At 39.6% G+C, this 23,255-nt stretch carries 20 protein-coding genes; 12 read left to right on the forward strand and 8 right to left on the reverse strand.

The features are described from left to right. Positions 1 to 2 precede the first annotated feature (2 nt). Positions 3 to 911 (reverse strand): hypothetical protein, encoded by a 909-nt coding sequence (locus ACK2WI_RS13060; protein ID WP_409151267.1) that lies wholly within the window; start codon positions 909 to 911, stop codon positions 3 to 5. 331 nt (positions 912 to 1,242) lie between these two features. Here ACK2WI_RS13060 and ACK2WI_RS13065 point away from each other — a divergent pair, with 331 nt between their 5' ends. Next, entirely contained in the window at positions 1,243 to 1,653 is a 411-nt protein-coding gene (locus ACK2WI_RS13065; RefSeq protein WP_093100105.1) for a hypothetical protein, read from the forward strand. Between the two features lie 636 nt (positions 1,654 to 2,289). Here the strand turns inward: ACK2WI_RS13065 and ACK2WI_RS13070 are convergent. After that, positions 2,290 to 3,507: a glycosyltransferase gene (locus ACK2WI_RS13070; protein WP_409151268.1), complete on the reverse strand. Its 1,218-nt coding sequence runs from the start codon at positions 3,505 to 3,507 to the stop codon at positions 2,290 to 2,292. A 382-nt stretch (positions 3,508 to 3,889) separates the two neighbouring features. On the opposite strand from ACK2WI_RS13070, the gene ACK2WI_RS13075 reads away from it, so the two are divergent. Beyond that, positions 3,890 to 4,057 (forward strand): hypothetical protein, encoded by a 168-nt coding sequence (locus ACK2WI_RS13075; protein ID WP_409151270.1) that lies wholly within the window; start codon positions 3,890 to 3,892, stop codon positions 4,055 to 4,057. Positions 4,058 to 4,132: 75 nt separating this feature from the next. Beyond that, complete coding sequence (locus ACK2WI_RS13080) at positions 4,133 to 4,714, forward strand: tRNA-(ms[2]io[6]A)-hydroxylase (protein WP_313368599.1); 582 nt, start codon at positions 4,133 to 4,135, stop codon at positions 4,712 to 4,714. Between the two features lie 48 nt (positions 4,715 to 4,762). Here the strand turns inward: ACK2WI_RS13080 and rlmN are convergent, their stop codons facing one another. Then, entirely contained in the window at positions 4,763 to 5,848 is a 1,086-nt protein-coding gene (gene rlmN / locus ACK2WI_RS13085) for a 23S rRNA (adenine(2503)-C(2))-methyltransferase RlmN (protein WP_409151271.1), read from the reverse strand. Between the two features lie 145 nt (positions 5,849 to 5,993). On the opposite strand from rlmN, the gene ACK2WI_RS13090 reads away from it, so the two are divergent. Beyond that, entirely contained in the window at positions 5,994 to 6,425 is a 432-nt protein-coding gene (locus ACK2WI_RS13090) for a hypothetical protein (protein ID WP_409151273.1), read from the forward strand. Here the strand turns inward: ACK2WI_RS13090 and ACK2WI_RS13095 are convergent. Next, positions 6,409 to 7,296, reverse strand: coding sequence for a DUF4349 domain-containing protein (locus ACK2WI_RS13095; RefSeq protein ID WP_409151274.1), 888 nt, complete (start codon positions 7,294 to 7,296; stop codon positions 6,409 to 6,411). The genes ACK2WI_RS13090 and ACK2WI_RS13095 overlap by 17 nt on opposite strands. Before the next feature lie 92 nt (positions 7,297 to 7,388). Then, entirely contained in the window at positions 7,389 to 8,420 is a 1,032-nt protein-coding gene (locus tag ACK2WI_RS13100; RefSeq protein ID WP_409151276.1) for an LLM class flavin-dependent oxidoreductase, read from the reverse strand. Between the two features lie 207 nt (positions 8,421 to 8,627). Here ACK2WI_RS13100 and ACK2WI_RS13105 point away from each other — a divergent pair, with 207 nt between their 5' ends. After that, a complete protein-coding gene (locus ACK2WI_RS13105) occupies positions 8,628 to 9,266 on the forward strand; it encodes a ComF family protein (protein ID WP_409151278.1) in 639 nt (212 codons plus the stop codon). 39 nt (positions 9,267 to 9,305) lie between these two features. Here the strand turns inward: ACK2WI_RS13105 and ACK2WI_RS13110 are convergent, their stop codons facing one another. Then, positions 9,306 to 9,692 (reverse strand): VanZ family protein, encoded by a 387-nt coding sequence (locus ACK2WI_RS13110; protein ID WP_093100118.1) that lies wholly within the window; start codon positions 9,690 to 9,692, stop codon positions 9,306 to 9,308. Between the two features lie 191 nt (positions 9,693 to 9,883). Here ACK2WI_RS13110 and ACK2WI_RS13115 point away from each other — a divergent pair, with 191 nt between their 5' ends. From ACK2WI_RS13115 to ACK2WI_RS13130, 4 genes are all read left to right on the forward strand, one after another. Further along, positions 9,884 to 10,219: a PadR family transcriptional regulator gene (locus ACK2WI_RS13115; RefSeq protein ID WP_093100120.1), complete on the forward strand. Its 336-nt coding sequence runs from the start codon at positions 9,884 to 9,886 to the stop codon at positions 10,217 to 10,219. A 24-nt stretch (positions 10,220 to 10,243) separates the two neighbouring features. Then, the gene (locus ACK2WI_RS13120) at positions 10,244 to 12,013 is read left to right on the forward strand and encodes a PspC domain-containing protein (protein WP_409151280.1); all 1,770 of its coding nucleotides are present in this window, start codon (positions 10,244 to 10,246) and stop codon (positions 12,011 to 12,013) included. 67 nt (positions 12,014 to 12,080) lie between these two features. Beyond that, complete coding sequence (locus ACK2WI_RS13125) at positions 12,081 to 14,507, forward strand: outer membrane beta-barrel family protein (RefSeq protein ID WP_093100123.1); 2,427 nt, start codon at positions 12,081 to 12,083, stop codon at positions 14,505 to 14,507. Between the two features lie 307 nt (positions 14,508 to 14,814). After that, positions 14,815 to 15,402, forward strand: coding sequence for a TIGR00730 family Rossman fold protein (locus tag ACK2WI_RS13130; protein ID WP_409151281.1), 588 nt, complete (start codon positions 14,815 to 14,817; stop codon positions 15,400 to 15,402). A 1-nt stretch (position 15,403) separates the two neighbouring features. On the opposite strand, the gene uxaC is transcribed toward ACK2WI_RS13130, so the two are convergent. After that, positions 15,404 to 16,816 (reverse strand): glucuronate isomerase, encoded by a 1,413-nt coding sequence (uxaC, locus tag ACK2WI_RS13135; RefSeq protein WP_409151282.1) that lies wholly within the window; start codon positions 16,814 to 16,816, stop codon positions 15,404 to 15,406. Between the two features lie 130 nt (positions 16,817 to 16,946). On the opposite strand from uxaC, the gene ACK2WI_RS13140 reads away from it, so the two are divergent. Then, complete coding sequence (locus ACK2WI_RS13140) at positions 16,947 to 17,768, forward strand: ATP-binding protein (protein WP_093100129.1); 822 nt, start codon at positions 16,947 to 16,949, stop codon at positions 17,766 to 17,768. 57 nt (positions 17,769 to 17,825) lie between these two features. Here ACK2WI_RS13140 and ACK2WI_RS13145 read toward each other — a convergent pair whose 3' ends face one another. Next, positions 17,826 to 18,491, reverse strand: a complete 666-nt coding sequence (locus ACK2WI_RS13145; protein WP_093100193.1) for a TlpA disulfide reductase family protein — start codon at positions 18,489 to 18,491, stop codon at positions 17,826 to 17,828. Between the two features lie 265 nt (positions 18,492 to 18,756). Between ACK2WI_RS13145 and nagB the strand changes: the two genes are divergently transcribed. Together nagB and ACK2WI_RS13155 are read left to right on the forward strand one after the other, a co-directional pair. Then, positions 18,757 to 20,676, forward strand: coding sequence for a glucosamine-6-phosphate deaminase (nagB, locus tag ACK2WI_RS13150; RefSeq protein WP_093100131.1), 1,920 nt, complete (start codon positions 18,757 to 18,759; stop codon positions 20,674 to 20,676). A gap of 161 nt (positions 20,677 to 20,837) precedes the next feature. Next, positions 20,838 to 23,255 (forward strand): TonB-dependent siderophore receptor, encoded by a 2,418-nt coding sequence (locus tag ACK2WI_RS13155; RefSeq protein WP_409151284.1) that lies wholly within the window; start codon positions 20,838 to 20,840, stop codon positions 23,253 to 23,255.

Genomic DNA, 23,255 nt, shown 5'->3' on the forward strand with positions numbered 1-23,255 from the left:
TATTAGAGGGCAATCATTATTTTTTCATCGGTTATGTTTTTTTGGAATACATCTGCGTTTATTCCAAATTCATTTTGATAATGATAGAAATAAAAATCATAGGAGCCGCCCACTATCAGGCATGAAGGGCTATAGAGAAAACGATCTATACCTCTTTCGTAAGCAAAATAGACTTTATGAGGGTCTTTAGTAACCTTGCTTGATATCCGTCCCCAATCTGAGAAGGTCCAAAATTGATAATAGGCCTGTTGGTCAATCAAGATTTTTTTGGATAGATATTCACGACGTTCCCTCAATGTGTCAAAGTATTTGTCATTAGGAGGTAGGTCCACTGGAAAAGAATTGTTTTGGGTCGTAGTATATAGTTTTTTAACCTCTGCCATGCTGTGGAAATCTTGGGAAAGATCAATGCTGTTATAAGGGTGGTTAAATACGTCAATCCTATTTTGAATCGCATAAAATTGCAGTAAGCAGTTTTTAGGGGAATAATACTTGCCTGAATTTTCAACAATGATTTTATAATTGTTCCAATATTTCGTTGTCGATCCATATTTTAAATCCGTTCTCTTATAAAGCGATTGATCACTTAATTGCCTCAATGTCCCTACTGAAATAATTTTATTCTGGATACTGTCCAAGCCAATCTCTTCCCAATCATTATTATTTTCCGCAGATGGTAAAACAGAGAATAGCACTAACGTTTTTTCAGGGCTAGATTTATGCATTAGATCCTCGAATAATAAATTATAGAGATATATCTTTTTATCTATGCCATAGAGGTTCTTGCTGTTTAGTTCATAATTTTTTGTTTGATACTCATCTGTGTTTTTTTCTAATACGAAGTATTGCTGTGCGAAGGATAGGTTGATAGAAAAAATTAAAAGCAAAGTATATATTACTCTTTTGTCCATTTGGGTCGGTTTTATATAATTGATTAAAAATTTATCAAGCGATAATAATTAATTAAAAGTTATAAAAAATATTATAAAGCAAGAAATTAAAATTTCTGAAAGTGTTTTTTTTAAGTTAACTCCAGGGAAGCTCTCTGCTCTGGTAATATTTTTCATTGCTAATTTTTTTATCCAATTTTCACTGTTTTCACTTGGTTTTGAGCTGAAAACCGATATTTTTTTATACTTCCCGGTTAGCTCAATTCATTTTCTTAACAGTTCTTGGCATAAAGATTGGAAGTATGCCCGAGGAGTAAATTGAAAATTTAAAAGAAACTATATTACAAGCATTATGAAAAAGTTAATGATTTTGGGGTTAATGGCAATAGGATTGGCTTCTTGTAGCAAGGAGACATTGAACTATGCTGAACGTGATACTGCATTGAATTTACTTCGTGCAAACAAGTGGTTTTCCGTAGTGGAAACTACCAAAGAAGAGGGTAAAGAACCTGAGGTGGATACCTTGGTAGGTGACGATGAAACACAGTACATCGAATTCAGAGCAAACAACAATGCATACATTATGCTGAAGGACGCAAATTTTGCACCTGCAATCCCTTATTCAATGCCAGAAAAGAAAACATTGGTTTTTGATGGAGTAACTTATCAAATCCAAGAGAGCTTGATTGGTTCAATCAAGAAATTCACTGGTGTTAATGTAACCGGTACAACAACTAGAACAATAGTATTTACGAGACGTTAGGTTAAACTTAATTTTGAGAACTGGCACATGCGTTTTACGGGTGTGCCTTTTTTTTGTTTAAGTGGAAAGCAGATGGTGGCTGAGCGGCATCGAAGCCACATTCATAGAATACAAACCAAAAATAGTTTTCTCATTTTACGATTTCGATGACACCAATCCAAAAAAATAAATTCTTAGTTTCACTCTGAATCCCTCTCAGGAATCTTTCAATTCTGAACGCAAAGTGAAGAATCTGTACGGTTCTCCCCCCAAACCGCCTGTCATTCTTGACCGCAGGTCAAGGACCTGTACGCCAATACGAACTTTTGCAGAAAGAAGAACTCTACCCAACATGAATAATTGTAGAAAAAGAACCATACGCCTATACTAAAATAATGAAACCCCGATGGGGTTTTTATTGAACATATTGTGTTTAATGATTTCGTGATGAGTTTCATTCAGCCTGCAGGCTGATGTTAATTTAGAATTATATGAGGCGGGCGTTTGCGAAACGCCCCTACGAAAACTGGATACCTTTCTAGGGGAAAATAATCTTGGTCCATCCGTTGGCTGAGCGGAGTCGAAGCCACATTCCCTCTCCGCCTGCTGAGCGCATCTCGAATCCTGCCCTCGACTCCGCTCGGGCGGCGGTGATTTTTATTTCCTGTTCTTTTCCTCAATCCATTGGGATAGGTATTTGCTGGAAAGGAATTGATTGGACCACAGAATCTGGCCGATTATGTTCTTCCGACGATGACTTTCGAGGTTTTGCTGGATTTTTTCGAGTGCATCGGTCAGCTCTTTCCCCCAATTAGGGTCGATCAAGCTCCTTAATATCTGTTTTGATCTATTGGACGCTGCTTCCCAAATTTGCTGCTCTTGATACAGGGAGACGGCTTTGTCAACAATTTCCTCGGTTTCATCTGCAATATAGCCTGGCCATTCCTGATCCTTGAACATGGCTTCTGCACCGACCTTGCTGCTGATAGAGGGAATTCCTGCAAAAAGAGCATCGATAAACTTGCCTTTCAATCCAGCCCCAAAAGGTATTGGAGCCAATAAAATGCGGTATTTTTTTAGGGTATCTATGGCATGCTCTGCCCTCCCCATAATGCGGAAACCTTGCTTGGGTTGGTTAAGTTGCCAAACCTTATCGCTGGGATATGCCCCATAGATATGCACTTCCGCTTTTGGTAATTGCTTTCGGATCGCAGGCCAGATTTCCTTGATGCGTTGGACGGTCTTCCAATTGGGTTCATGCAGGAAGTTGCCGATAAAGGTAAAGTGCTCTCGATCCTGATATCCTAAAAGTTCTTGTTCCTGCTGTTTGATTTGGAAGGGTACATAGATTAAAATCTGTGGACTGATGGCAAATTCATCTTGAAGAAGTTCCATCTCAAATCCGGAGATGATTAGGCTGAGATCTGAACGGTAAATGGCAGTCAATTCTCGCTTCGCTAAGTCGGAATAGAGCATCTCACTGTTGAACTCTTGCCCTTTTTTATAGGCTTCTTGGCGTGCTTGCCTAACAAAATGAAGGTCTTCAGTATCCAAAATGCGTATTGCCTGAGGGCAGGTCTGCATCACTCGCCAGCTATATTGCTCCTCGGTCATAAAGCGATCAAAAAGCACCACATCAGGATTTAGTTCTTTGATAAATTCATCAAAGGAGGAATCGTTCAGTTTGATTTCCACTTCCATTACGCCTTTGCTTGCTAGCGGAAAGCTATGTTCAGATTTACTGGCTGCAGAGGCGAAGGTAATTTCAAATCCTTGGGAAATGAATAGATCCACGAGTTGCAACATTCTCCAACCAGCCGCAGAGGAGGTTGGTTCAGGCCATACCAAACCGATGATAAGCATTCTTTTTCCCATGTCTCAAATTTACATTATTTCATGTATTTAGGGGGATGTCATTAAGTAAAGGTTTTTTTGCTGAGGTTCATTCGAAGGATCTCGAATTAAAGCAAACCTTCAAAAAGAAAAACATCATTGCTGAATTGGCAAACAGTTCTTCAATCTTCGATTGAAGATGACAAAGCCTTTAGGGGGATGACCGTACAGATCCTTCACTATACGTTCAGAATTGGAAATGAATTAAGAAGGGATTTTCAGAAAAATAATTCACCCACGCTGGGGGTTCGCAAAAAACACAAACATCAATCCTTCCGCAGGAAGTCCTTTAGCCCCCGGCTCATTTCCAGTGGCGGAAAAATGGATAGAATGCCGATGCCTGTGCGATGGGATTGGCCTTGGAATGCTTTCAGTAGATTATCCCAACAAAAGGGATGATCTATTGAAAGATATTCCCGACAACAAGGCATTCTATCCATGTGTGGATGGTCGTGCGAAAAGCCACCTTAAATGGGCCGAAGCCTTTTGGTTACTTTTGGGCTTCAAAAGTAACGAAGAATCTAATCCTTAAGTTGCTTAACTTAATGACATTGGTATTTAGGGGGATGATTTTGTTTTCATTACCTTTGTGGAAATTTTCAATGCTATGTTAGGACTTAAACTTTTGACAGACCCCAGATGGGCCAATATCGCGGAATCTAATTTGGAAGAAATCTTGACGGACCATGCTTGGTGCGAACAGAAGGCTGCTTCAAATGCCATTTCATTGATCACCCAGAATTCGGAGTTTGAGGATTTGGTGCATGAGCTGACTGCCATAGCGATTGAAGAGATGGAGCATTTCAAGATGGTGATCGATATCATCAAGGAGCGTGGTTATGAATTAGGTCGCGAAAGGAAGGATGATTATGTAGGGCAGTTGATGAAATTTGCAAAAAAGGATGGTTCCAGAAACCAGGCTTTTATTGACAGGCTGTTGTTCGCTGCCATGATCGAAGCGAGGAGCTGTGAACGATTCAGGGTATTGTCCAAGAACATCAAGGATCAGGATTTGGCCAAGTTCTATCATGATCTTATGGTTTCGGAAGCGAACCATTATACAACTTTCTTGAATTTTGCCAAGAAATACACGAAAGATGTGGATGTGGATAAGCGCTGGAAGGAATGGTTGGAGTTTGAAGGGAATCTAATCCAGTCTTACGGTAAGAAAGAACAGATCCACGGATAATAAAGGATATTAAAAAAGGCATTTCGAAAGAAATGCCTTTTTCTATTTTTAAGCCTCGCTGGCTTCTTTATCTTTATCCTTGATGGCCAATTGACCACAGGCGGCATCGATATCCTTTCCTCTACTTCTGCGAACATTGGTAATTACACCTTGACTACGCAAATAAGTGGCAAACTGATCAATTTTATCGGCTTCTGCATTTACGAAATCCGCCAATGCGATAGGGTTGTATTCGATGATATTGACCTTACAAGGTACATTCTTGCAGAATTTTGCCAATTCTTTGGCATCTTGCAATTCATCATTGAAATTATGGAAAACGATGTATTCAAAGGTGATTGGACTCTTGGTTTTGGCATAGAAATACTTCAATGCTTCTGCCAGGGCAGCCAATGAGTTTTGCTCATTGATTGGCATGATTTCATTCCTTTTATCATCATTTGCTGCGTGCAGTGAAAGGGCTAGGTTAAAACGAACTTCATCATCACCTAATTTCTTGATCATTTTGGCGATTCCGGCAGTGGAAACCGTAATTCGTTTGGCGGCCATATTTAATCCATCCGGAGAAGTGATCCGATCCACTGATTTCATCATGTTGCTGTAGTTCAATAAAGGTTCACCCATACCCATATAAACGATATTGGTCAATGAATGTCCGTATTTTTCTTCTGCCTGTTTAGCGATCAGTACGACTTGATCATAGATTTCATCGGCATTCAGGTTTCGCTTACGGTCCATATATCCGGTTGCACAGAATTTGCAGGTCAAGCTACAGCCCACTTGGGAGCTCACACAGGCCGTCATGCGGTCATCTGCAGGGATTAAGACACCTTCAATCACGTTGTTATCGTATAGGCTGAAGGTACTTTTTATAGTTTTATCCGAACTGATCTGGGATTGTTTAACCTTCACGGCATTGATGGTAAAATTGGCTTTCAGGGTCTCGCGGAGCGACTTGCTCAGATTGCTCATTTCATCGAAATCCGTACAGGATTTTTGCCATAGCCATTCGTAAATCTGCTTGGCACGAAAACCTTGCTCACCCATTTCAACAAGTGCATCCTTTAATTGAGCTAAACTCAAGCTCCTGATATCTACCGTTTTTACTGCTTTTTCCACGTTACAAAGATACATCAAAAATTATAAGCTAGAAGTAATAATATTCTTGGGGGGCTTGGCAAAGCACTGAGCAATAAATTATCATTATCAATTTGTTATCTCTTTTCTTTGATTCGTGGATTTCTTTCTGATTATTTATTATTGGGCATATAATCATTGGATGATGAATAAAGGAAAGATAATCAGGATTTTGATGTGCATTGTGCCTGTCTTTACCCTGTCTTGTGAGCAGGTGAGAACCAATTTTTGTATTCGTGATTTCAAGAAAGAATTTAGGCGGAAAGTTTCGGAAGGGAAGATTGATTTCCAGCAGATGAATTGCTTTCCTTGGGATACCTTGATGATTTTGGCGCCATATCATTACAGTGATCAGATCAAAGAAGAAACGGGACTGGTTATTCCAAGCTATTTAAGCAGTGTGAATGCAGAAAAAGCCTTTTTGGTGTTCTTGGAAAAGAGAAATATCCAAAGGATCATTCCCATTTCGCAGCATGATATGGATCTCGATTCCTATATCCGCCAAAAAGCTTTTTCTGCAAGTTTCCTTGTCATAGACAGGAAGGATTGTAGTACAATTAGTATTGTGGATTAGACTTTTTTGCTTTCCTGGTTTTTCTGATTCGCTGGATTGCCCATGCTACAAGAACAACAATCATCCAAATCGGCCATAAGCTGATGATCCCTAAGGCTATGGTTTGGATCATATTCCAACCAAAGGTCAAAGAATCCTTGATTTTTACCCAAAAGGAATTGCTGCCCATTGGGAGATTAGCTTGGTATTCGAAAAGATTGATGGTAATTGTGCTATAGTTTACCTGATTGCTGAGATTTCGCATGGTCGCCTCACTACTATCAATTTCTTCCTGCAATTTTCGGATCTGTTCCTGGATTTCAAGAAGGTCCTTTACATTTTTTGCGCTGCTGACCATATTCTGATAGCGTTCAAGGAAAGCTCTTTTGCTTTTCAGCCTCGACTCGATGTCATAGTATTCAATGGATACATCATCGGCACTGAAGTTTTTTTTGGTGACTTTATCTTCACCTTTTTCCAGTGCATTCAAGAAATTGTCCAATACATTTGATGGCACACGGATAGTTAGGTTATATGAGGTGAAATCATTGTTGTTATTCGTGAATTCTTGTTCGTAGTAGGCATTGTATTTTTTTACCAAGGCATCCAGATTTGCTTTGCTTTGCTCAATTTTTTTGGATTCAAGGGATATATTTCCTGTACGGATGATCTTGATCGTTGAATTTTGCTGATTATGAAGCGGTTCTTTTTCTGGGGCTTCATTTCTATCAACCGTTCTTCCTTTCCACATTTTTGGTCCTGAAGCAGGAGCAAGATCTTCTAGGGTTACAGTTTCTACATTCGCAGCGTTGGCTTGCGATTCACTTTGTTTATTGGAGCAGGCTCCCATTGCAAATAGCATAAGGAGAAGCCATAAATGATTTCTTTTCATATTGTAAGTTTATAGGGTGATGCAGGAAGTTTGGAAATTCCATAAAATAAAAAAAGGGCTTATGCCCTTTTTTTATTTGTTTCAAAAATGGTTTATTTCAAAGCCGCTTTCACTTTTGGAATGATTTGGTTTCCGTAAAGTTCAATGGCTTTCATCATTTTACTGTGGTCTGGGCTACCCACATCGGTATGGGCAGAGAACCTCGTCAATCCAAAGGTTTCCTGGATCTGCAAGATTTTGTCAACAGATTCATTGACATCTGCCACGATCAGGTGGCCATGGCTAGAACGGCCATAGTCATATTGTGTCCTTTGGTATGGAGGCCATCCCCTAGATGCGCCGATTCGGTTCATCTGTGCTGAATAATACGGGTAATACCAATCTGCGATTTCTTTAGAGGTCTCTCCAAAGAAAGAGTGCATGTGTACACCGACTTGGTATTTGCTCATGTCGTGACCATTATCCTGATAGGCTTGCTCGTAAATTTCAAATAGAGGTTTGAAATTGATCGGAGAACCACCAATAATGGCAAACATAACCGGTAAACCCAAACGACCTGCGCGGATAACCGATTCTGTGGTACCACCTACTGCAATCCATATCGGTAATTTATCATTGACCGCTCTTGGGTAAATGGTCTGATTGATCAAGCTGGCACGGTGTTTACCGGTCCAGTTGACGGTCTGTGAATTGTTGATGCGAAGCAGTAGATCCAGTTTTTCTTCAAATAGTGAGCTGTAATCCTTTAAATCATGTCCAAATAGCGGGAATGATTCAATGAAAGATCCACGGCCAGCCATGATTTCTGCCCTGCCATTGGAAATTAAATCTACGGTTGCAAAATCCTGGTATAATTTGACAGGGTCAGCGGAGCTCAATACAGAGACAGCTGATCCTAGTTTGATTCTTTTGGTTACTGTTGCGGCTGCAGCCAACACAATTTCAGGAGCTGCCACGGCGTAATCTGCACGGTGATGCTCGCCCATTCCAAAGAAATCAACACCCACTTCATCCATCAATTTGATTTCTTCTATTATTTCTTGTAGCCTTTGTTGCGGCGCTTGTATTTTCCCAGTCTGAGTATCGATTTGCAAGTCCCCAAACATGCCTATTCCTAATTCCATCTGTTTTTCCTTTCTTATATGAGTCTACAAAAATACAACCTGAATTGTTCTTAACCGTTGATATATGATAAGAAGTGAAATAGTAATGAAATCTTAATCTTATTGCTAATATTTCTTAATGCAGGGATTTTATTTTTGAGGCCCTAACAGCATGCAATGGTCAAATACTGGCGTTCACTCCTTCATCTCTTTTATCCAGAGTTATGCATGGGATGTAACGTTGCCTTAATCGACCAAGAAGAAATTATCTGCACTTCCTGTTTGTACCACCTGCCTTATACTAATTTTCATTTGGATTCGAATAATGAAGCAGTCCAATTACTGAAGGGGAAGTTTCCTTTTGAGTTTGCTACTTCCATGCTGCATTTGCGATCGGGTTCCATCGTTGAAAAATTGATCTATAACCTGAAGTATAACAATCATCCCCAAGTGGGAAAATACTTGGGCAAGAAGTATGGCGCTATATTAGGGGATTCAGGGTTTTTCAACGATATCGAGGTCATAGTTCCCATTCCGCTCCATCCCAAAAGGATGATGAAACGAGGGTACAACCAGAGTCAATGCATTGCAAATGGTTTGGCAGAGGCCATGGGGGTGCCCGTGAATATGCAATTGTTAAAACGTGGGAAATACCAAAAAAGTCAGACCAAGATGTACCGTTCGGACCGGATCAGCAATGTTGAGGATTCCTTTTATTGTACAGATGGAGAACAAGGGGCTGCCCGTCATATCCTTTTAGTAGACGATGTATTGACCACTGGAGCGACGATGGCGGCTGCAGCTGAAGAATTGATCAGCGCTATTCCCAATTGTAAGATTTTTATAGTTAGCATTGGTCGGGCATAGATTTTAATCCTATCCTGCCAGACCCATTAGCATGTAGGATCAGGAATATTGAAATTTTCTATTGTACAACAGCAAATAGCTAAATAGTGCCATTCCAATTCCTACATAATCTGCGAAAATATCCCACCAATCAGCTTGTCTTGAATCTGTAAAATACATTTGGGCTCCTTCGGTAAAGAAAGCGAAAAATGAAGCCACACAGAAAACAATGATAAAGGTCTTAACTTTTGTTGCTCTTCTTTTTGTGTCTACAACTCTTCCAAAAAGGATCAAAGTCGTCAATAGATAAAAGCTTCCGGTATGCACCAGTTTGTCAAATCCTTGAAAAAAACCTTCGGTAGGAAAGTCATTCGCGGGCAACAATAAAAGGAGCATCATAACAATAGCCCATAAAATTGCCCATGCATAGTTTATTATCCAATTCATTGTTGATAAAAATCGTATTTAAATGTCAGATTAAAAAGCTTTTGAATCAATTTTTTTGCCTTCCAACAATTAGTTAGATATTTTAATAAAAAATTATTGAACTGATAATCAGTGTATTACACCACTATTATGAAAAAATATAGTACTATGTATTGCAAAGTACCATCCAAAGGATATATCTTTGTATTGTTATGATAGCTGAAAATACACAAACCCAAATGAGGAAAGGAATACTGGAATACTGTATTCTTTCAATTATTTCTCGGGGAGAAATATATGCCTCAGACATAATCAGCGAATTAAAAAAAGCTGAATTGTTGGTGGTTGAGGGCACACTATATCCATTGCTTACCAGATTAAAGAATAACGGTTTATTGAGTTATATCTGGAAGGAGTCGACTTCAGGTCCACCAAGAAAATACTATGAAATTACTTCCGAGGGGATGGAAGTATTGAAACGATTGGATGTTACTTGGAAAGAATTGGTCTTTGCGGTAGAAACGTCCTTACAAAACAGAGAAATTTAACTATACCATTAACTAAATACAGCCATGAACAAAACTATAATCATCAATATAAACAGTATCGTCTTTCATATCGAGGAAGATGCATATGAAATCCTTCGGTCATATATGATCGAGATCAAGAGGCATTTCGGGAATTCTGAAGATAGCCGTGAGATCTTGGAGGATATCGAGAACCGTATTGCGGAGATGTTTTCGGAGCGTATCCAAACGGGTCGCAAAGAAGTGATCAACCGTGAAGATGTGGATCAAGTTATTGCCCAAATGGGTAGAGTAAGTGATTTTGAGTCTGAAATCGGCGATGAGCCACGTATGGAAAGCGAGCCAAGAGCAGCTTTTGCAGATCAGGCTGAAAATGCTGGACACTTCCAGACAGAGCAACAACCTGGACAAGAAGAAGCGCAGGAGCATCAGGCTGAGCCAAGCTTTACGGAATACCTGACTTCTAAAAAATTAATGCGCGATATGGACGATAAGGTTCTGAGCGGGGTTTGTAGTGGATTATCGCATTATTTCAACATCGAAGCGAAGTGGGTAAGGATCATCTTTATTTTGTTCTTCTTGTTCGGTGGATCGGGCGTGCTATTGTACTTCGTACTGTGGGCAGTGATGCCGAAAGCAGTAACCCGTGCCGATAAATTGGCGATGCGTGGTGAGCAGGCAAACCTGCACAATTTCAAGAAGTCTTTCGATGAAGAAATGAAGGGAGTTCGCGAAAATTTTTCGGGAGCCGGCGAGCATATTAGTCGAGGCGCTCGTTCGGTTGGAGACTCTTTAGGATCTTTTTTCTCGGTAATTGGAAAAATTTTAGCGGTGTTGGTGTTGATCTGGGCGGGCTTGAGCATCATTGGTCTTTTTGTATTCTTTGTATTCAACGTGTTGAATATCATGGGTTATCAAAATCCAATGTATTTCCCACCTCTTGAGGTGTTAGACCCTGCTTCAGCTTTATTTGCCATCCTTGCAGGTACTCTTGCTATCATCATCCCATTGCTGGCGCTGTTCTTCTTGTTATTGCGTGTTGTTTTCAAAACAAAACCGATGAACAATTATGCAAGTATGTCGCTATTGGCAGCTTGGATCGTATCCATCGTCATGATCTTATACTTCGTGGTGGTGACCAACCAAGATTTTGTGGAAGAGAGTACTATTTCGGTGGAGAAAACATTGGATAAAAAAGACACCTATGTGATTTCAGAAAATGATGTTCGCGTAATCAAAGCTTCCGATGAGGACTTCAACAAGAATAAAATCAACCCTGGAAAGGGCGGACTATTAATCGGCAATTACTTGCGCAATGATATTTCGGTACATATTGAATCGATCGACTCATTGAAGACTCCATATATACAATATAATTATATCGCAAAGGGATCTTCTTATGCAGCGGCATCGGCAAGAGCTTCCAAGATCGCTTATAAGGTCAACCAAAATGCTGAGAACTTAATGTTCGATAGTCATTTTGCTTTGGAGGACAAACAATTGATCCGTGATCAGCATGTTAGAATGAACCTATACTTGCCAGTTGGAACTAAGGTCCTTTTGAACAGAAATATGGAGTGGAAAGTGCGCGATATTTGGGCAAATGAATGTCACGGAAAAGAAGAATCTAAATTTTCTGAGTGGATCATGACGAAAAATGGCTTGAAATGCATCTTAAAATTAGAAGAGGAGAAAGCCAAGGAAGCAGAAGAGCTGAAAAAGAAAGCAGAGGAAAAATTAGAAAAGACAAAAAAAGAAGATAAGGAAGCAACCTCTGAAGAGGAAGAAGCGTCTTCAGAAGAGAATAACGCATAAGGGGCAATAGAATACTAACGATAAAAACTAAAAAAAACTAATCAAAATTACATTAATACCTAAGAAAATGGGAAGAATAATTACCATACTGATCCTCTTTTTAGCGGCAGTAGCTAGCAAAGCTATAGCCATGCCTGAGGCCCAGGATACAGATATCAAGGGGCGGGTCCTGAATCAGGACCAACAACCTATCGCCTCTGCATCGGTATATTTGATGTCATCGACAGCGAATGTATTGATAAAAAGTGCAGTTACGGACGAGAATGGTGTATATACCATTATCAAAGCTCCGAAAGGATCATATTATATCGAAGTAAGTTCAGTAGGCTACAGCAAGGGCAAATCTGCAGTTTTTGAACTAGGCGATAAAACCTATGAAGTAGAGGACATTATCATGGGTACCAGCAGCCAAGCAATTGAGGCGGTGACCGTTCAAGGTCAATTACCAATGGTCCAGAATGTGAATGGCAAACTGGTATTGAATGTAGAGAATTCAACGTTGGCAGCCGGAAACAATGCTTTGGAGGTTGTAAAACGTGCGCCTGGAGTAAGTGTGGACAAGGATGATAACCTACAATTGATGGGGCAGCAAGGGGTGAATGTGACCATTGATGGTAGACAGACCTTTATGACCGGAGAGCAATTGACGAATTTCTTGAAGTCCACTGATGCTGGTCAAATTAAGAGCGTAGAAGTTACGACAACAAGATCAGCAAAAGATGATGCAGAGGGTGCCGTAGGTACCATCAATATCGTACTTAAGAAGAACAGGACGGAAGGTTTCAACGGATCATTTGTGGCCAGTGCGGCACATGGTATGCACTTCAGAGGAAATAGCTCCCTGAACCTGAACTATAAAAAGAACAATACCACTTTATTTGGTTCCTATGCTTATACCAACAATAGAGAGGAAAATGAAATCCAGATCATGCGTGAGATCAGTGGTGGTAACAAGATCACCTATTTTGACCAAAACGCATCGATGATTGAAGATAATAATAACCATAATTATAGATTGGGTATTGAACAGAAGACTTCTGAACGGAATACCATGATGCTTCAGTTATCAGGAAACAGATATTCCGAAGACTCTGAGAACAGAAGTAGGACGGATATAGGTTTTACTCCAACAACTATTGACTCGGTATTGCGATCGCCATCTTTCAACAAGATGAGTTTGGATAGGATGTCCTTAAACTTCAATAACGAATTCAAGATGGATACTTTGGGTCAGAAATTGACGTTGGATCTAGACTGGAGTACTTTTGAGAACCGTTCGAACATGAACTATACCTATAGGACTGAGAAATTGGATGGGGAACTTTATAAACCTGAAGAGCGTGAGCGGAGCAATATGCCAACGGATATTGATATCTATGTGGGTAAGTTGGATTATGTTAAGCCATTCAAAAAAGGAAATCTAGAGGCCGGTGTAAAATACAGTAATGTAAAATCGGACAACAATATGGTGTTTGACCAATTGGATGGGGATACTTGGGAGAATGTGGCTAATAAGTCGAACCACTTTATCTATACGGAGCAGATTTCTGCTGGTTATCTAGACTATAGCCGTCCTTTTGGAAAATGGACCGCTAAGGTTGGCTTGCGTGCAGAATACACTATCTCTGATGGAAATTCGGTGACCAATAATGAAAGGGTAAAACGTGATTATCTAGACTTTTTCCCTTCAGCAAACATTGGTTATAACCTAAGTGAGAACCATATTTTCTCATTGGGCTATGCGAAGAAAATCACTCGTCCTAACTATCGTTTCTTGAACCCGTTCAGGTACTATATTGACAAGTTAACCTATCAACAAGGTAACCCATATATCAATCCGCAATATACGCATGGATTTACATTGAACTATACCATGATGAAGATGTTTAACTTCACTCTAGGTACAGATATTACCAATGATGCCATGGTGGAGAGTATGGGACAGGATTCTGTTACCAATACAACATGGGTAACCAGGGAGAACTTAGGAAAGTCCTTGACTTCTTATTTGAACCTGAACCTACCATTCAGGATCGGCAAGATCTGGACGATGAACAATAATATCACCGGAATCTATATGCATTTCAAAGGTCCGATCGCTGGACATGTTGTTGATAATGGTTCGTTCTTCGTACAGGCAAACAGTTTCAATAGCTTTAAGTTGAATCCGCAGTGGTCATTAGAAGCTTCCATCAATGGAAATACACCTTTTGTCTATAACTTGTTTAAGATACATGCAAGAGTGTCGGGAGATATCGGCGCAAACTATAACTTCAAAGACCAAAAGAGTTCCTTGAAATTAGCGGTAACCGACGTGTTCCGTAGCAATAGAAATAATTTGTCAACTGACTTCCATGAGTTTCAATCGAGGATCCGTCAGTACCATGATAATCAAGCAGTACGCCTTACTTTCACTTACAAATTCGGAAACCTAAAACAACAGATCCGAAAAAGCGACTCGAAAAACGAGGAGAAAGACAGAGTAGGCAACTAATAAAAATCTTTGTTTCAATGTTTAGTTAATGAGGTCCCAGACTCCCTGTTTGGGGCCTTTGTTTTGAAGTAGTATTTAGTATTAAGTATTTAGTATTTAGACCTAGGGCTACTAACCCAACTCCAACTTAATAAGCTAGAAAATCAATCTAAATACTAAATACTAGATACTAAATACTAAGTCCTAAATACTACTTAGAAAATCAGTCTATATACTAAATACTAGCTACTAAATACTAAGTCCTAAATACTACTTAGAAAATCAATCTAAATACTAAATACTAGCTACTAAATACTAAATTTGTTTCATGAAACTAAATCAAATCGTTGTTTTTTGTGCTTCGAGTCCGGGTTTTGATGGGACTTTTATGAGGGCTGCTGAGGAGGTGGGGAAAGTTTTTGTGGAGCGTGGGATTACCTTGGTTTATGGTGGTGGAAGAGTGGGTTTGATGGGTGCTGTTGCTGATGCGGTCATGGATAATGGCGGTCAGGTTATTGGGGTTATTCCACAATTTTTGAACAGTAAGGAGATTGGTCACAGTGAGATTACCCAATTGATCGAAGTGGATACCATGCATGAGAGAAAGGCGAAGATGAATGCCTTATGTGATGCGGTAATTGCTATGCCGGGTGGTTTTGGTACAATGGAGGAGTTGTTTGAAATGACCACTTGGGGACAACTGGGATTGCATAAAAAACCTATCGGGATCTTAAATGTAGATGGTTTTTATGATCATTTGATTGCTTTTATCCAACACATGGTGGATACGGGGCTGTTGAAGGAGGAAAACCAAAGGATGATCATGTATTCGGACAAGATCGAGGATCTGTTGGAACAAATGGAGGCTTATGAAGCTCCACCTGTTCCAAAATGGTTAAATCTGGAAAAGTCCTGATTTAACTTTGTTTCTTGAATGGGAAATAGGCTTTGGCATTGTAATAACAGATGTCCTGGACAATCTTGCCAATCCATTTCATGTCATGTGGTAATTCGCCATTGACGATATCTTCTGCAAAAATATTGCAGAGTAATCTCCTGAAATATTCATGTCTAGGGAAAGACAGGAAACTCCGGGAATCGGTCAGCATCCCTACGAAACGGCTTATCAGGCCAATGTTGGAAAGGCTATTGATCTGTTTGGTCATGCCGTCTTTCTGGTCATGGTACCACCAAGCCGAGCCATATTGTATTTTTCCTGCTATACTCCCGTCATTAAAATTGCCACACATAGCGGCGAATAGGTCGTTATCGGAGGCATTGAGGTTGTATAATATAGTTTTACCCAATTTTTCTTTTGCAGCCAAACGGTCCAAGAAGGTCACAAGCCCTAAGCCTTGCGAATAGTCCCCAATGCTATCAAAGCCGGTGTCTGGTCCTAGTTTTTTCAAGGATCCTGAGTTGGTGTTCCGGAATGCTCCCACGTGGAATTGCTGCACCCAGTTTTTTTCATGGTCCCATTCTGCAAAATGAAGCAAAAGAGCGGATTTAAATTTATTGATTTCCTCTAGTGTCAGTGTATTTCCAGCCCTTACCTTATTGAAGATATTGGAGATTTCAGTCTCTGTAAAATTCTCTGCATACAGATGGCTCAAACCATGGTCAGATACGCAACATCCGTTCTGGGCAAAGTAGTCATGTCGAGATTTTAAGACGTCAAGGTAATCTTGCAGGTTGTTGATTTCGCTATTTGCAACTTCTGCTAACTTGTTGACATATTGGTTGAATGCCTCTGTGTTCTCTGGGCTCATGGCCTTGTCAGGTCTAAAAGCAGGGAACATATCAAATTTGCCAGGGTTTTTGGCGTAAGCTTGATGGAACTCCAAAGAATCGATGGGGTCATCTGTGGTACAGATGGTTTCCACTTTCATTTGTTCCAATAGTCCATGAACGGACATATTTGGCTTTGCTAAATCTTGGCTGGCTTTTTCGAAGACTGCATCGGCATTATCAGCGGAAAGCAAGTCATGTATTCCAAAATAGCGTTGTAATTCCAGATGGGTCCAATGGTATAATGGATTTCTTAAGGTATAAGGAACAGTTTCTGCCCACTTTTTGAACTTTTCTTGGTCACTGGCAGCTCCTGTGATATATTTTTCATCCACGCCATTTGCCCGCATGGCTCTCCATTTATAGTGATCGCCATGTAACCAGATTTCGGTGATATTTGAAAATTGTTTGTTGGCAGCAACTTCGTTCGGCGGCAAGTGATTATGGTAATCTATAATGGGAAGATCTTTTGCATAGTCGTGGTAGAGTTCTTCCGCCACTTGGCTTTGCAAAAGAAAATTTTCATCCAAGAATGGTTTCATATTCTATAAATGTTAGATTTTAAGTTTAGAATTGACAGAGCTTGAAAATAAGTAATTCTACGCTAAAAGCTAACAAAAAGGTTTAAAAAATGTTATATTTATAATAAAAGGATAAACTCAACCATTGAATATGAAAACTACCTTATTAATAACATTGATAGCCTTTTGCTCACAATTGGGCTTTAGCCAAACGAAATTGACTCAACTTTGGGAGTCAAAAGAACAGCTTCCAACTCCTGAATCGGTATTATATGCGCCTGAGAAATCAGCTTTGTATGTGTCATTGATTGATGGTGATGGGGTCGCAAAAGATGGAAAAGGCGGTGTGGCCATTCTGAATTTAGATGGCAGTTTAAAGGATGCGACTTGGGTGCAAGGTTTGAATGCTCCAAAAGGACTTGCAATGTATAAAGATTTGCTTTATGTGGCTGATATTGATGAAGTTGTTGTCATTGATATGATCACTGGTAATGTCATCAATCAAATTAAGATCCCAGATTCTCAATTCTTAAATGATGTAACAGTGGATAATAATGGAAAGGTTTATGTTTCTGATACCAGAAAGGGAGAGATTCACCTGATCCATAACAATAAGCCATCACTTTTTATGAAAGATGTAAAGGATGTTAATGGGCTTCGCGTAATTGATGGTGTGTTATATGCTATGGCTGGTCCAGAATTATGGAAAATTGATGCCAATAAAAACCATACTGTTGTTGCTAAAGGTCTGCAATTGGGTGGTGACGGATTAGAACCAGTAGGTGATGGCAGTTATTTGGTGACTTGTTGGGGTGGATTAATCTATCATATTGCAGCTAATGGTACTGTTACAGAACTATTGGATGTAAGGGATAAGATGAAGACTGCCGATTTAGGATACAACCAAAAGGAGAAGATCTTGTATGTGCCAACCTTTTTGAACAATAGCGTAGTAGCCTATAAACTAGACTAAGAACTCTCACTATAAGACATAAAAAAAGGATTCAAGCTAATACTTGAATCCTTTTTTTTATTTCAGGATTTCCCTGAGTTTATTGTTGAGATCTTCACCGTGCAGGTTTCTTGCTACCACCTTACCTTCAGGATCCACCAAGATGTTCTGAGGGATAGCTTTGACTCCATAAGCTAGGCTCGCTGAATTGTTCCAGCCTTGAAGGTCGGAAACGTGCTTCCAAGTTAGGTTGTCATCTTTTACTGCTTTTGCCCAAGGTTCAAACTCCTTATCGAAGGATACCCCCAAAATCTCGAAGTTCTTATCCTTAAATTCTGCATAAGTTTTTACAAGTTTTGGATTTTCCTCGCGGCATGGAGGACACCAAGAAGCCCAAAAGTCGATCAGGACATATTTTCCCTTTAGATCAGAAAGAGAATAGGGCTCACCATTTAAATCAAATTGGGTAATACTTGGCGATTTTTTGCCGGGCATTGTATTCTTTAAGGCATCTAAGTAACGATCGAAGATCTTTCCTTCAGTCGATTTTCTGACTTTTTTATCCAAGGTCTTGAATAGATCTGCCAACTCTTGATATTCTGGGAAGTATCCTCCTACCCTCTGGATCAGACGGATGGAGCTGGCTTCTTTTGGATTTGCCTTTACTTGTGCAATAAGTTCTTCCTTTGTTTGTGCGAATAATAAACTAGGAATAAATGCTATAAATAATATTAATCTCTTCATTTTAAAAATTATGTTGTTCAAAATTATCAATAATCTACCAAACAAGTAGATTATTTTTTGTAAAAATCTCATAGATATAGTCAAATATTTGAAATTATATTAATAAATAAAAAATAATAGGTAGAGATAATTATAGATTAAAATAGTTGCAGAAGATGTGATTTTTGTCGAAATGCGTCATAAAAACAAAAAGATTTGCATTTTATGCGCATACAGCCTTATAAATTGTTAAATTTGAGGCTCACTAAGGTATTTTTCAATTTAAATGGCAAGATTAAATTTATTAGAGGAAACCCGCTTTGAGAAAGTTCCAGTAACGGTATACCCCTCTCAAGACGAAGCTTCTGTAAAAGTTGCTGAGCGCATCGCTGCTATCATCAAAGATAAGCATGCAAAAGGGGAAAAGGCAGTTTTAGGTCTAGCGACCGGAGCAACGCCTGTAAAAGTCTACAAAGAACTTGTGAGAATGCACAAGGAAGAGGGATTGAGCTTCCAAAATGTTGTAACCTTCAACTTGGATGAGTATTATCCGATGCTTCCGACAGCAGAGCAAAGTTATGTAGCGTTTATGAACAAGCATTTGTTCAATCATGTTGATATTCCTAAAGAGAACATCAATATTCCTGATGGAACACTTGCAGAAGACAAGGTTCAGTCTTTCTGTGAAGCTTATGAACAAAAAATCTCCGGCCTCGGAGGTTTAGATATCCAACTATTGGGTATTGGTCGTACTGGACACATTGGTTTCAATGAACCAGGGTCTGCGCCAAACTCAGGTACTCGCTTGGTCACCTTAGATGACCTTACAAGAAGAGATGCTTCACGCGACTTCGGTGGTAAGGAAAATGTACCAACAAAGGCGATTACTATGGGTGTAGGTACAATTTTCAAAGCCAAGGAAATTGTATTGATGGCATGGAATGAGAAGAAAGCTGAAATCGTGAAGAAAGCGGTTGAAGGTGAAATTTCTTCTGATATTCCAGCGACTTACCTTCAGATGTCTGATCATGTTGAGTTTATTCTGGATGAAGATGCTGCCTCGGCATTGACTCGTTTCAACTTACCTTGGTTGGCACATGATGTAGTATGGACAGACAAATTAGTTAAAAAGGCAGTTGTTTGGCTTTCATTGCATTTGGATAAAGCAATCTTGAAACTTACTGATGATGATTATAACAATAACGGTATGGCTCAATTAATTACTGAGCAAGGTACCGCTTATAGCATCAACATCCGTATTTTCAATGAATTACAACGTACCATTACAGGTTGGCCAGGTGGTAAACCAGGTGTGGATGATTCGAACCGCCCTGAAAGAGCTGAACCAGCACAAAAGAATGTAATCTTATTCTCTCCACATCCTGATGATGATGTGATCTCTATGGGAGGTACATTCATTCGTTTGGCTGATCAAGGTCATAATGTACATGTTGCTTACCAAACTTCTGGTAATACGGCCGTTTGGGACGATGATGTATTGCGTTATTTAGAATTCGTTCAAGATTATGCTGTTGTTGTAGAGGATGATAATGGGGTTACCCGTAAGATCTATGATGAAGCTCGTGAATTCTTTAAGGTTAAAAAGCCTAATCAAGTAGATCCTGAGATCATCAGAACCATTAAAGGTCTTATCCGTAAAGGTGAAGCTATCGCTGGAGCTCGTTTCGTAGGACTTCCAGATGAGAATATCCACTTTATGGACTTGCCTTTCTATGATCGTGGAAAATTCTCTAAAGAGATCGATTTTGAAGATGATATCCAACAGACAATGGAATTACTTCGTCAAGTAAAACCTCAACAAGTTTTTGCTGCTGGAGACTTTGCCGATCCTCATGGTACCCATAAAGTTTGTTTTGATATTATTCTTGAAGCTTTATTACGCTTGAGAGAAACTGATGAATGGACTAAGGATTGTTGGTTATGGTTGTATAGAGGTGCTTGGCACGAATATCCAATCCATGATATCGAAATGGCGGTTCCACTTTCTCCACAAGAGGTAAAACGCAAGAGATTAGCGATCTTTAAACACCAATCTCAAAAGGATCTTCCTGTATTCCCAGGAGATGATCCAAGAGAGTTCTGGGTTCGTGCGGAAGATCGTACTAGCGAAACAGCTGGACTATACCACCAATTAGGATTGGCGAACTATGAAGCTATTGAAGCTTTTGTTCGTTGGAAATTCTAATCCAGGTTTAAATAGATATTGATAAGCTGTCCTCCCAAGGGACAGCTTATTTTTTTGTTAATATTTCGGATTTTGAAGCTTTTTGTCGGATTGTTTATTTTTTTAATGTTACCCCAACATTACTTTTGCTGCACTATTTAGAATCAGTACAAATAATTATCATGAAAACATCATATCTACTTGCTCTGCTCGGAGCGACTACGATCTACTCTGCCGCAAATGCTCAAACGACTGTAAAAGGGAAAGTTAGTAGCAATAACAATGAATCAATCTCGGGATTGAACATCAAAGTCAAGGATAAAGTGACCATGTCGGATGCGGATGGATACTTTGAATTGTATGTGCCTTTTTCTGGAAGCTTCAACTTGGAGGTCTCTGGTGTGGGCTATGTCAAGGAATCTGTATTCGTTAATCCCAAGGAAACCAACACGAATTTAGGAACCATTGTCATCAAACCTGCCAATCACCATATCCAAGAGGTGGAAGTAACGGGATATAATTCCCTAAATGATAAAGTACTTAATGTTGGTAAAGCAGGAATCCTTGATCGTGACCTACCGCAGGCGGTTCAGATTGTCAATGCACAAGTGATCGAAGACCAGCAAATCAATAGATTGAGCGATGCCCTAAAGAATGCCAATGGGGTAGCAATGGGGGCTAACCGTGGTGGTGTGAATGAGAATTTCTTTGCTCGTGGTTATAGCCTTGGGTCCAATAATATTTTTAAGAACGGTGCTCGTACGAATAATGGCGGATCTATAGAAGCAAGTACTTTGGAATCGGTTGAGATTTTGAAAGGAAGTGCTGCGATCTTGTATGGTGGGGTTACTGGGGGTGCAGTAGTCAACTTGGTTACCAAGAAGCCAAAATTTGAATATGGGGGTGAGGTTTCCATGCGTATGGGCAGTTACAACCAATACAAACCTATTGTAGATGTGTATGGTCCGATCTCTAAAAAATTAGCCTTTAGGGTTGTGGGAACAGGTGAATATGCTGAAAGTTATAGGGACTATGTAGAGAGTAAGCGGTACTATATTAATCCTTCCTTATTATATAAAATGTCGGAGAAATCCAGCTTGAACTTTATGTTTGATTACTTGAAGTCTGATTATACGCCTGATTTTGGGATAGGATCGGTAGACGGCAAAATCAACAAAGAGGTTGGTAGAAACACTTTTATCAATACGCCATGGGCATTTAATAAAACGAATTCTTCGAATGGACAGATCAATTTTGAACATGTTTTTTCAGACAACTGGAACTTGCAGGCCATAGCGAGTTACCAACAATATGGTCGTGATTATTACGGCTCTGAGCGTATCCAAGCCAAAGCAACTGGTATGGCAGCTCGTGCTCTAAACAGGACTGAGCAAGATGAACTAAGTTTCAATCAGCAATTGAATGTGAAAGGGACTGTTCAGACAGGAGCTATCAAACATCAGATTTTGGTTGGTGCTGATGCTGATCAATCCAATACCAAAAATTATGCTTTTAATATTTATGGCGCAGGATTGGACAACAAACCTAGCACGGCTTATGACAGCATCAATGTCTTTAATCCATATACTGCAATGATGCGTTCTGATATGCCAGGTGTTGATCTGAAAACAAGAACTACAACTGATATCAATCGTTATGGAGTCTTTGCTCAGGACTTGATTTCCTTGACTAAGGAGTTTAAAATCCTTGCGGGGATCCGGTATACTTATCAAAAAACCAAGAATGCAGAGGTTTATGACTATGCTACTGGTGAAACGACAATAACCCCGAACAAAGGAAAAGATGGTGAAGATATGGGCAGTAAAGTGGATAAGGCTTGGTCACCGAAATTGGCATTGATCTATCAGCCAATCCCAACCATGAGCGTCTATGCTAGTTATGCCAATAACTTTACTTCCAATACAGGTTATGATGTGAACTTCCAACCAATGGGACCTTCATTGATCGATCAATATGAAGCTGGTATTAAGAATGATTTCTTCAATGGCAGACTATCGGCTAATTTGACTTGGTACAGGATCCAAAATAATAAGTTTGCTCAAACCATCATTGAGGCCGACGGAACAGTAAAAGATCCTAACATGAAAGAGTTTACCGGTAAGACCGCTTCGGATGGTGTTGAACTCGACTTGACAGGGAAACTGGCGGAAGGCTTGAATGTTATGGCCGGATATAGTTACAACTTTATGCGCTATTTGGAAACCAATGATAATGGAAATGTGGAAGGTGTTCGCTTGGTTGGTACGACTGCACATTCTGCCAATGGTACTATATTCTATACCCTTCAGAATGGAAGCTTGAGAGGATTGAAACTTGGTTTCTCAACTTTCTATACCGGTAAGAGAAATGCTGGATGGAACAACACCAAGTTGAACGAAAAAGATGGTGTCAATAGATTGATCGCAGTTGATCCATTTACAACCTTTGATTTCTCAGCGGGATATACCTATAGAAACTGGAGCATTTTAGGAAAGGTTAGCAATATCGGAAATGCCTTTAACTATTATGTGCATGAGAACTATAGTGTAAACCCTATTCCTCCAAGAAGTTTTACAGGGACATTGAGTTATAAGTTTTAA

The organism is Sphingobacterium sp. BS-2 (assembly GCF_046161205.1).
Taxonomy (GTDB): Bacteria; Bacteroidota; Bacteroidia; order Sphingobacteriales; family Sphingobacteriaceae; genus Sphingobacterium; species Sphingobacterium mizutaii.

What these genes read in the sequence shown, in the direction of transcription:
- ACK2WI_RS13105 (WP_409151278.1), top strand. Translation starts at nt 8,628, where the DNA reads ATGGGATGTAACGTTGCCTTAATCGACCAAGAAGAAATTATCTGCACT.
- ACK2WI_RS13065 (WP_093100105.1), top strand. Translation starts at nt 1,243, where the DNA reads ATGAAAAAGTTAATGATTTTGGGGTTAATGGCAATAGGATTGGCTTCT.
- ACK2WI_RS13130 (WP_409151281.1), top strand. Translation starts at nt 14,815, where the DNA reads ATGAAACTAAATCAAATCGTTGTTTTTTGTGCTTCGAGTCCGGGTTTT.
- ACK2WI_RS13060 (WP_409151267.1), bottom strand. Translation starts at nt 911, where the DNA reads ATGGACAAAAGAGTAATATATACTTTGCTTTTAATTTTTTCTATCAAC.
- ACK2WI_RS13110 (WP_093100118.1), bottom strand. Translation starts at nt 9,692, where the DNA reads ATGAATTGGATAATAAACTATGCATGGGCAATTTTATGGGCTATTGTT.
- ACK2WI_RS13100 (WP_409151276.1), bottom strand. Translation starts at nt 8,420, where the DNA reads ATGGAATTAGGAATAGGCATGTTTGGGGACTTGCAAATCGATACTCAG.
- ACK2WI_RS13145 (WP_093100193.1), bottom strand. Translation starts at nt 18,491, where the DNA reads ATGAAGAGATTAATATTATTTATAGCATTTATTCCTAGTTTATTATTC.
- ACK2WI_RS13095 (WP_409151274.1), bottom strand. Translation starts at nt 7,296, where the DNA reads ATGAAAAGAAATCATTTATGGCTTCTCCTTATGCTATTTGCAATGGGA.
- nagB (WP_093100131.1), top strand. Translation starts at nt 18,757, where the DNA reads ATGGCAAGATTAAATTTATTAGAGGAAACCCGCTTTGAGAAAGTTCCA.
- ACK2WI_RS13090 (WP_409151273.1), top strand. Translation starts at nt 5,994, where the DNA reads ATGATGAATAAAGGAAAGATAATCAGGATTTTGATGTGCATTGTGCCT.
- uxaC (WP_409151282.1), bottom strand. Translation starts at nt 16,816, where the DNA reads ATGAAACCATTCTTGGATGAAAATTTTCTTTTGCAAAGCCAAGTGGCG.
- ACK2WI_RS13125 (WP_093100123.1), top strand. Translation starts at nt 12,081, where the DNA reads ATGGGAAGAATAATTACCATACTGATCCTCTTTTTAGCGGCAGTAGCT.
- ACK2WI_RS13140 (WP_093100129.1), top strand. Translation starts at nt 16,947, where the DNA reads ATGAAAACTACCTTATTAATAACATTGATAGCCTTTTGCTCACAATTG.
- rlmN (WP_409151271.1), bottom strand. Translation starts at nt 5,848, where the DNA reads ATGTATCTTTGTAACGTGGAAAAAGCAGTAAAAACGGTAGATATCAGG.
- ACK2WI_RS13115 (WP_093100120.1), top strand. Translation starts at nt 9,884, where the DNA reads ATGATAGCTGAAAATACACAAACCCAAATGAGGAAAGGAATACTGGAA.
- ACK2WI_RS13155 (WP_409151284.1), top strand. Translation starts at nt 20,838, where the DNA reads ATGAAAACATCATATCTACTTGCTCTGCTCGGAGCGACTACGATCTAC.
- ACK2WI_RS13120 (WP_409151280.1), top strand. Translation starts at nt 10,244, where the DNA reads ATGAACAAAACTATAATCATCAATATAAACAGTATCGTCTTTCATATC.
- ACK2WI_RS13075 (WP_409151270.1), top strand. Translation starts at nt 3,890, where the DNA reads ATGCTTTCAGTAGATTATCCCAACAAAAGGGATGATCTATTGAAAGAT.
- ACK2WI_RS13080 (WP_313368599.1), top strand. Translation starts at nt 4,133, where the DNA reads ATGTTAGGACTTAAACTTTTGACAGACCCCAGATGGGCCAATATCGCG.
- ACK2WI_RS13070 (WP_409151268.1), bottom strand. Translation starts at nt 3,507, where the DNA reads ATGGGAAAAAGAATGCTTATCATCGGTTTGGTATGGCCTGAACCAACC.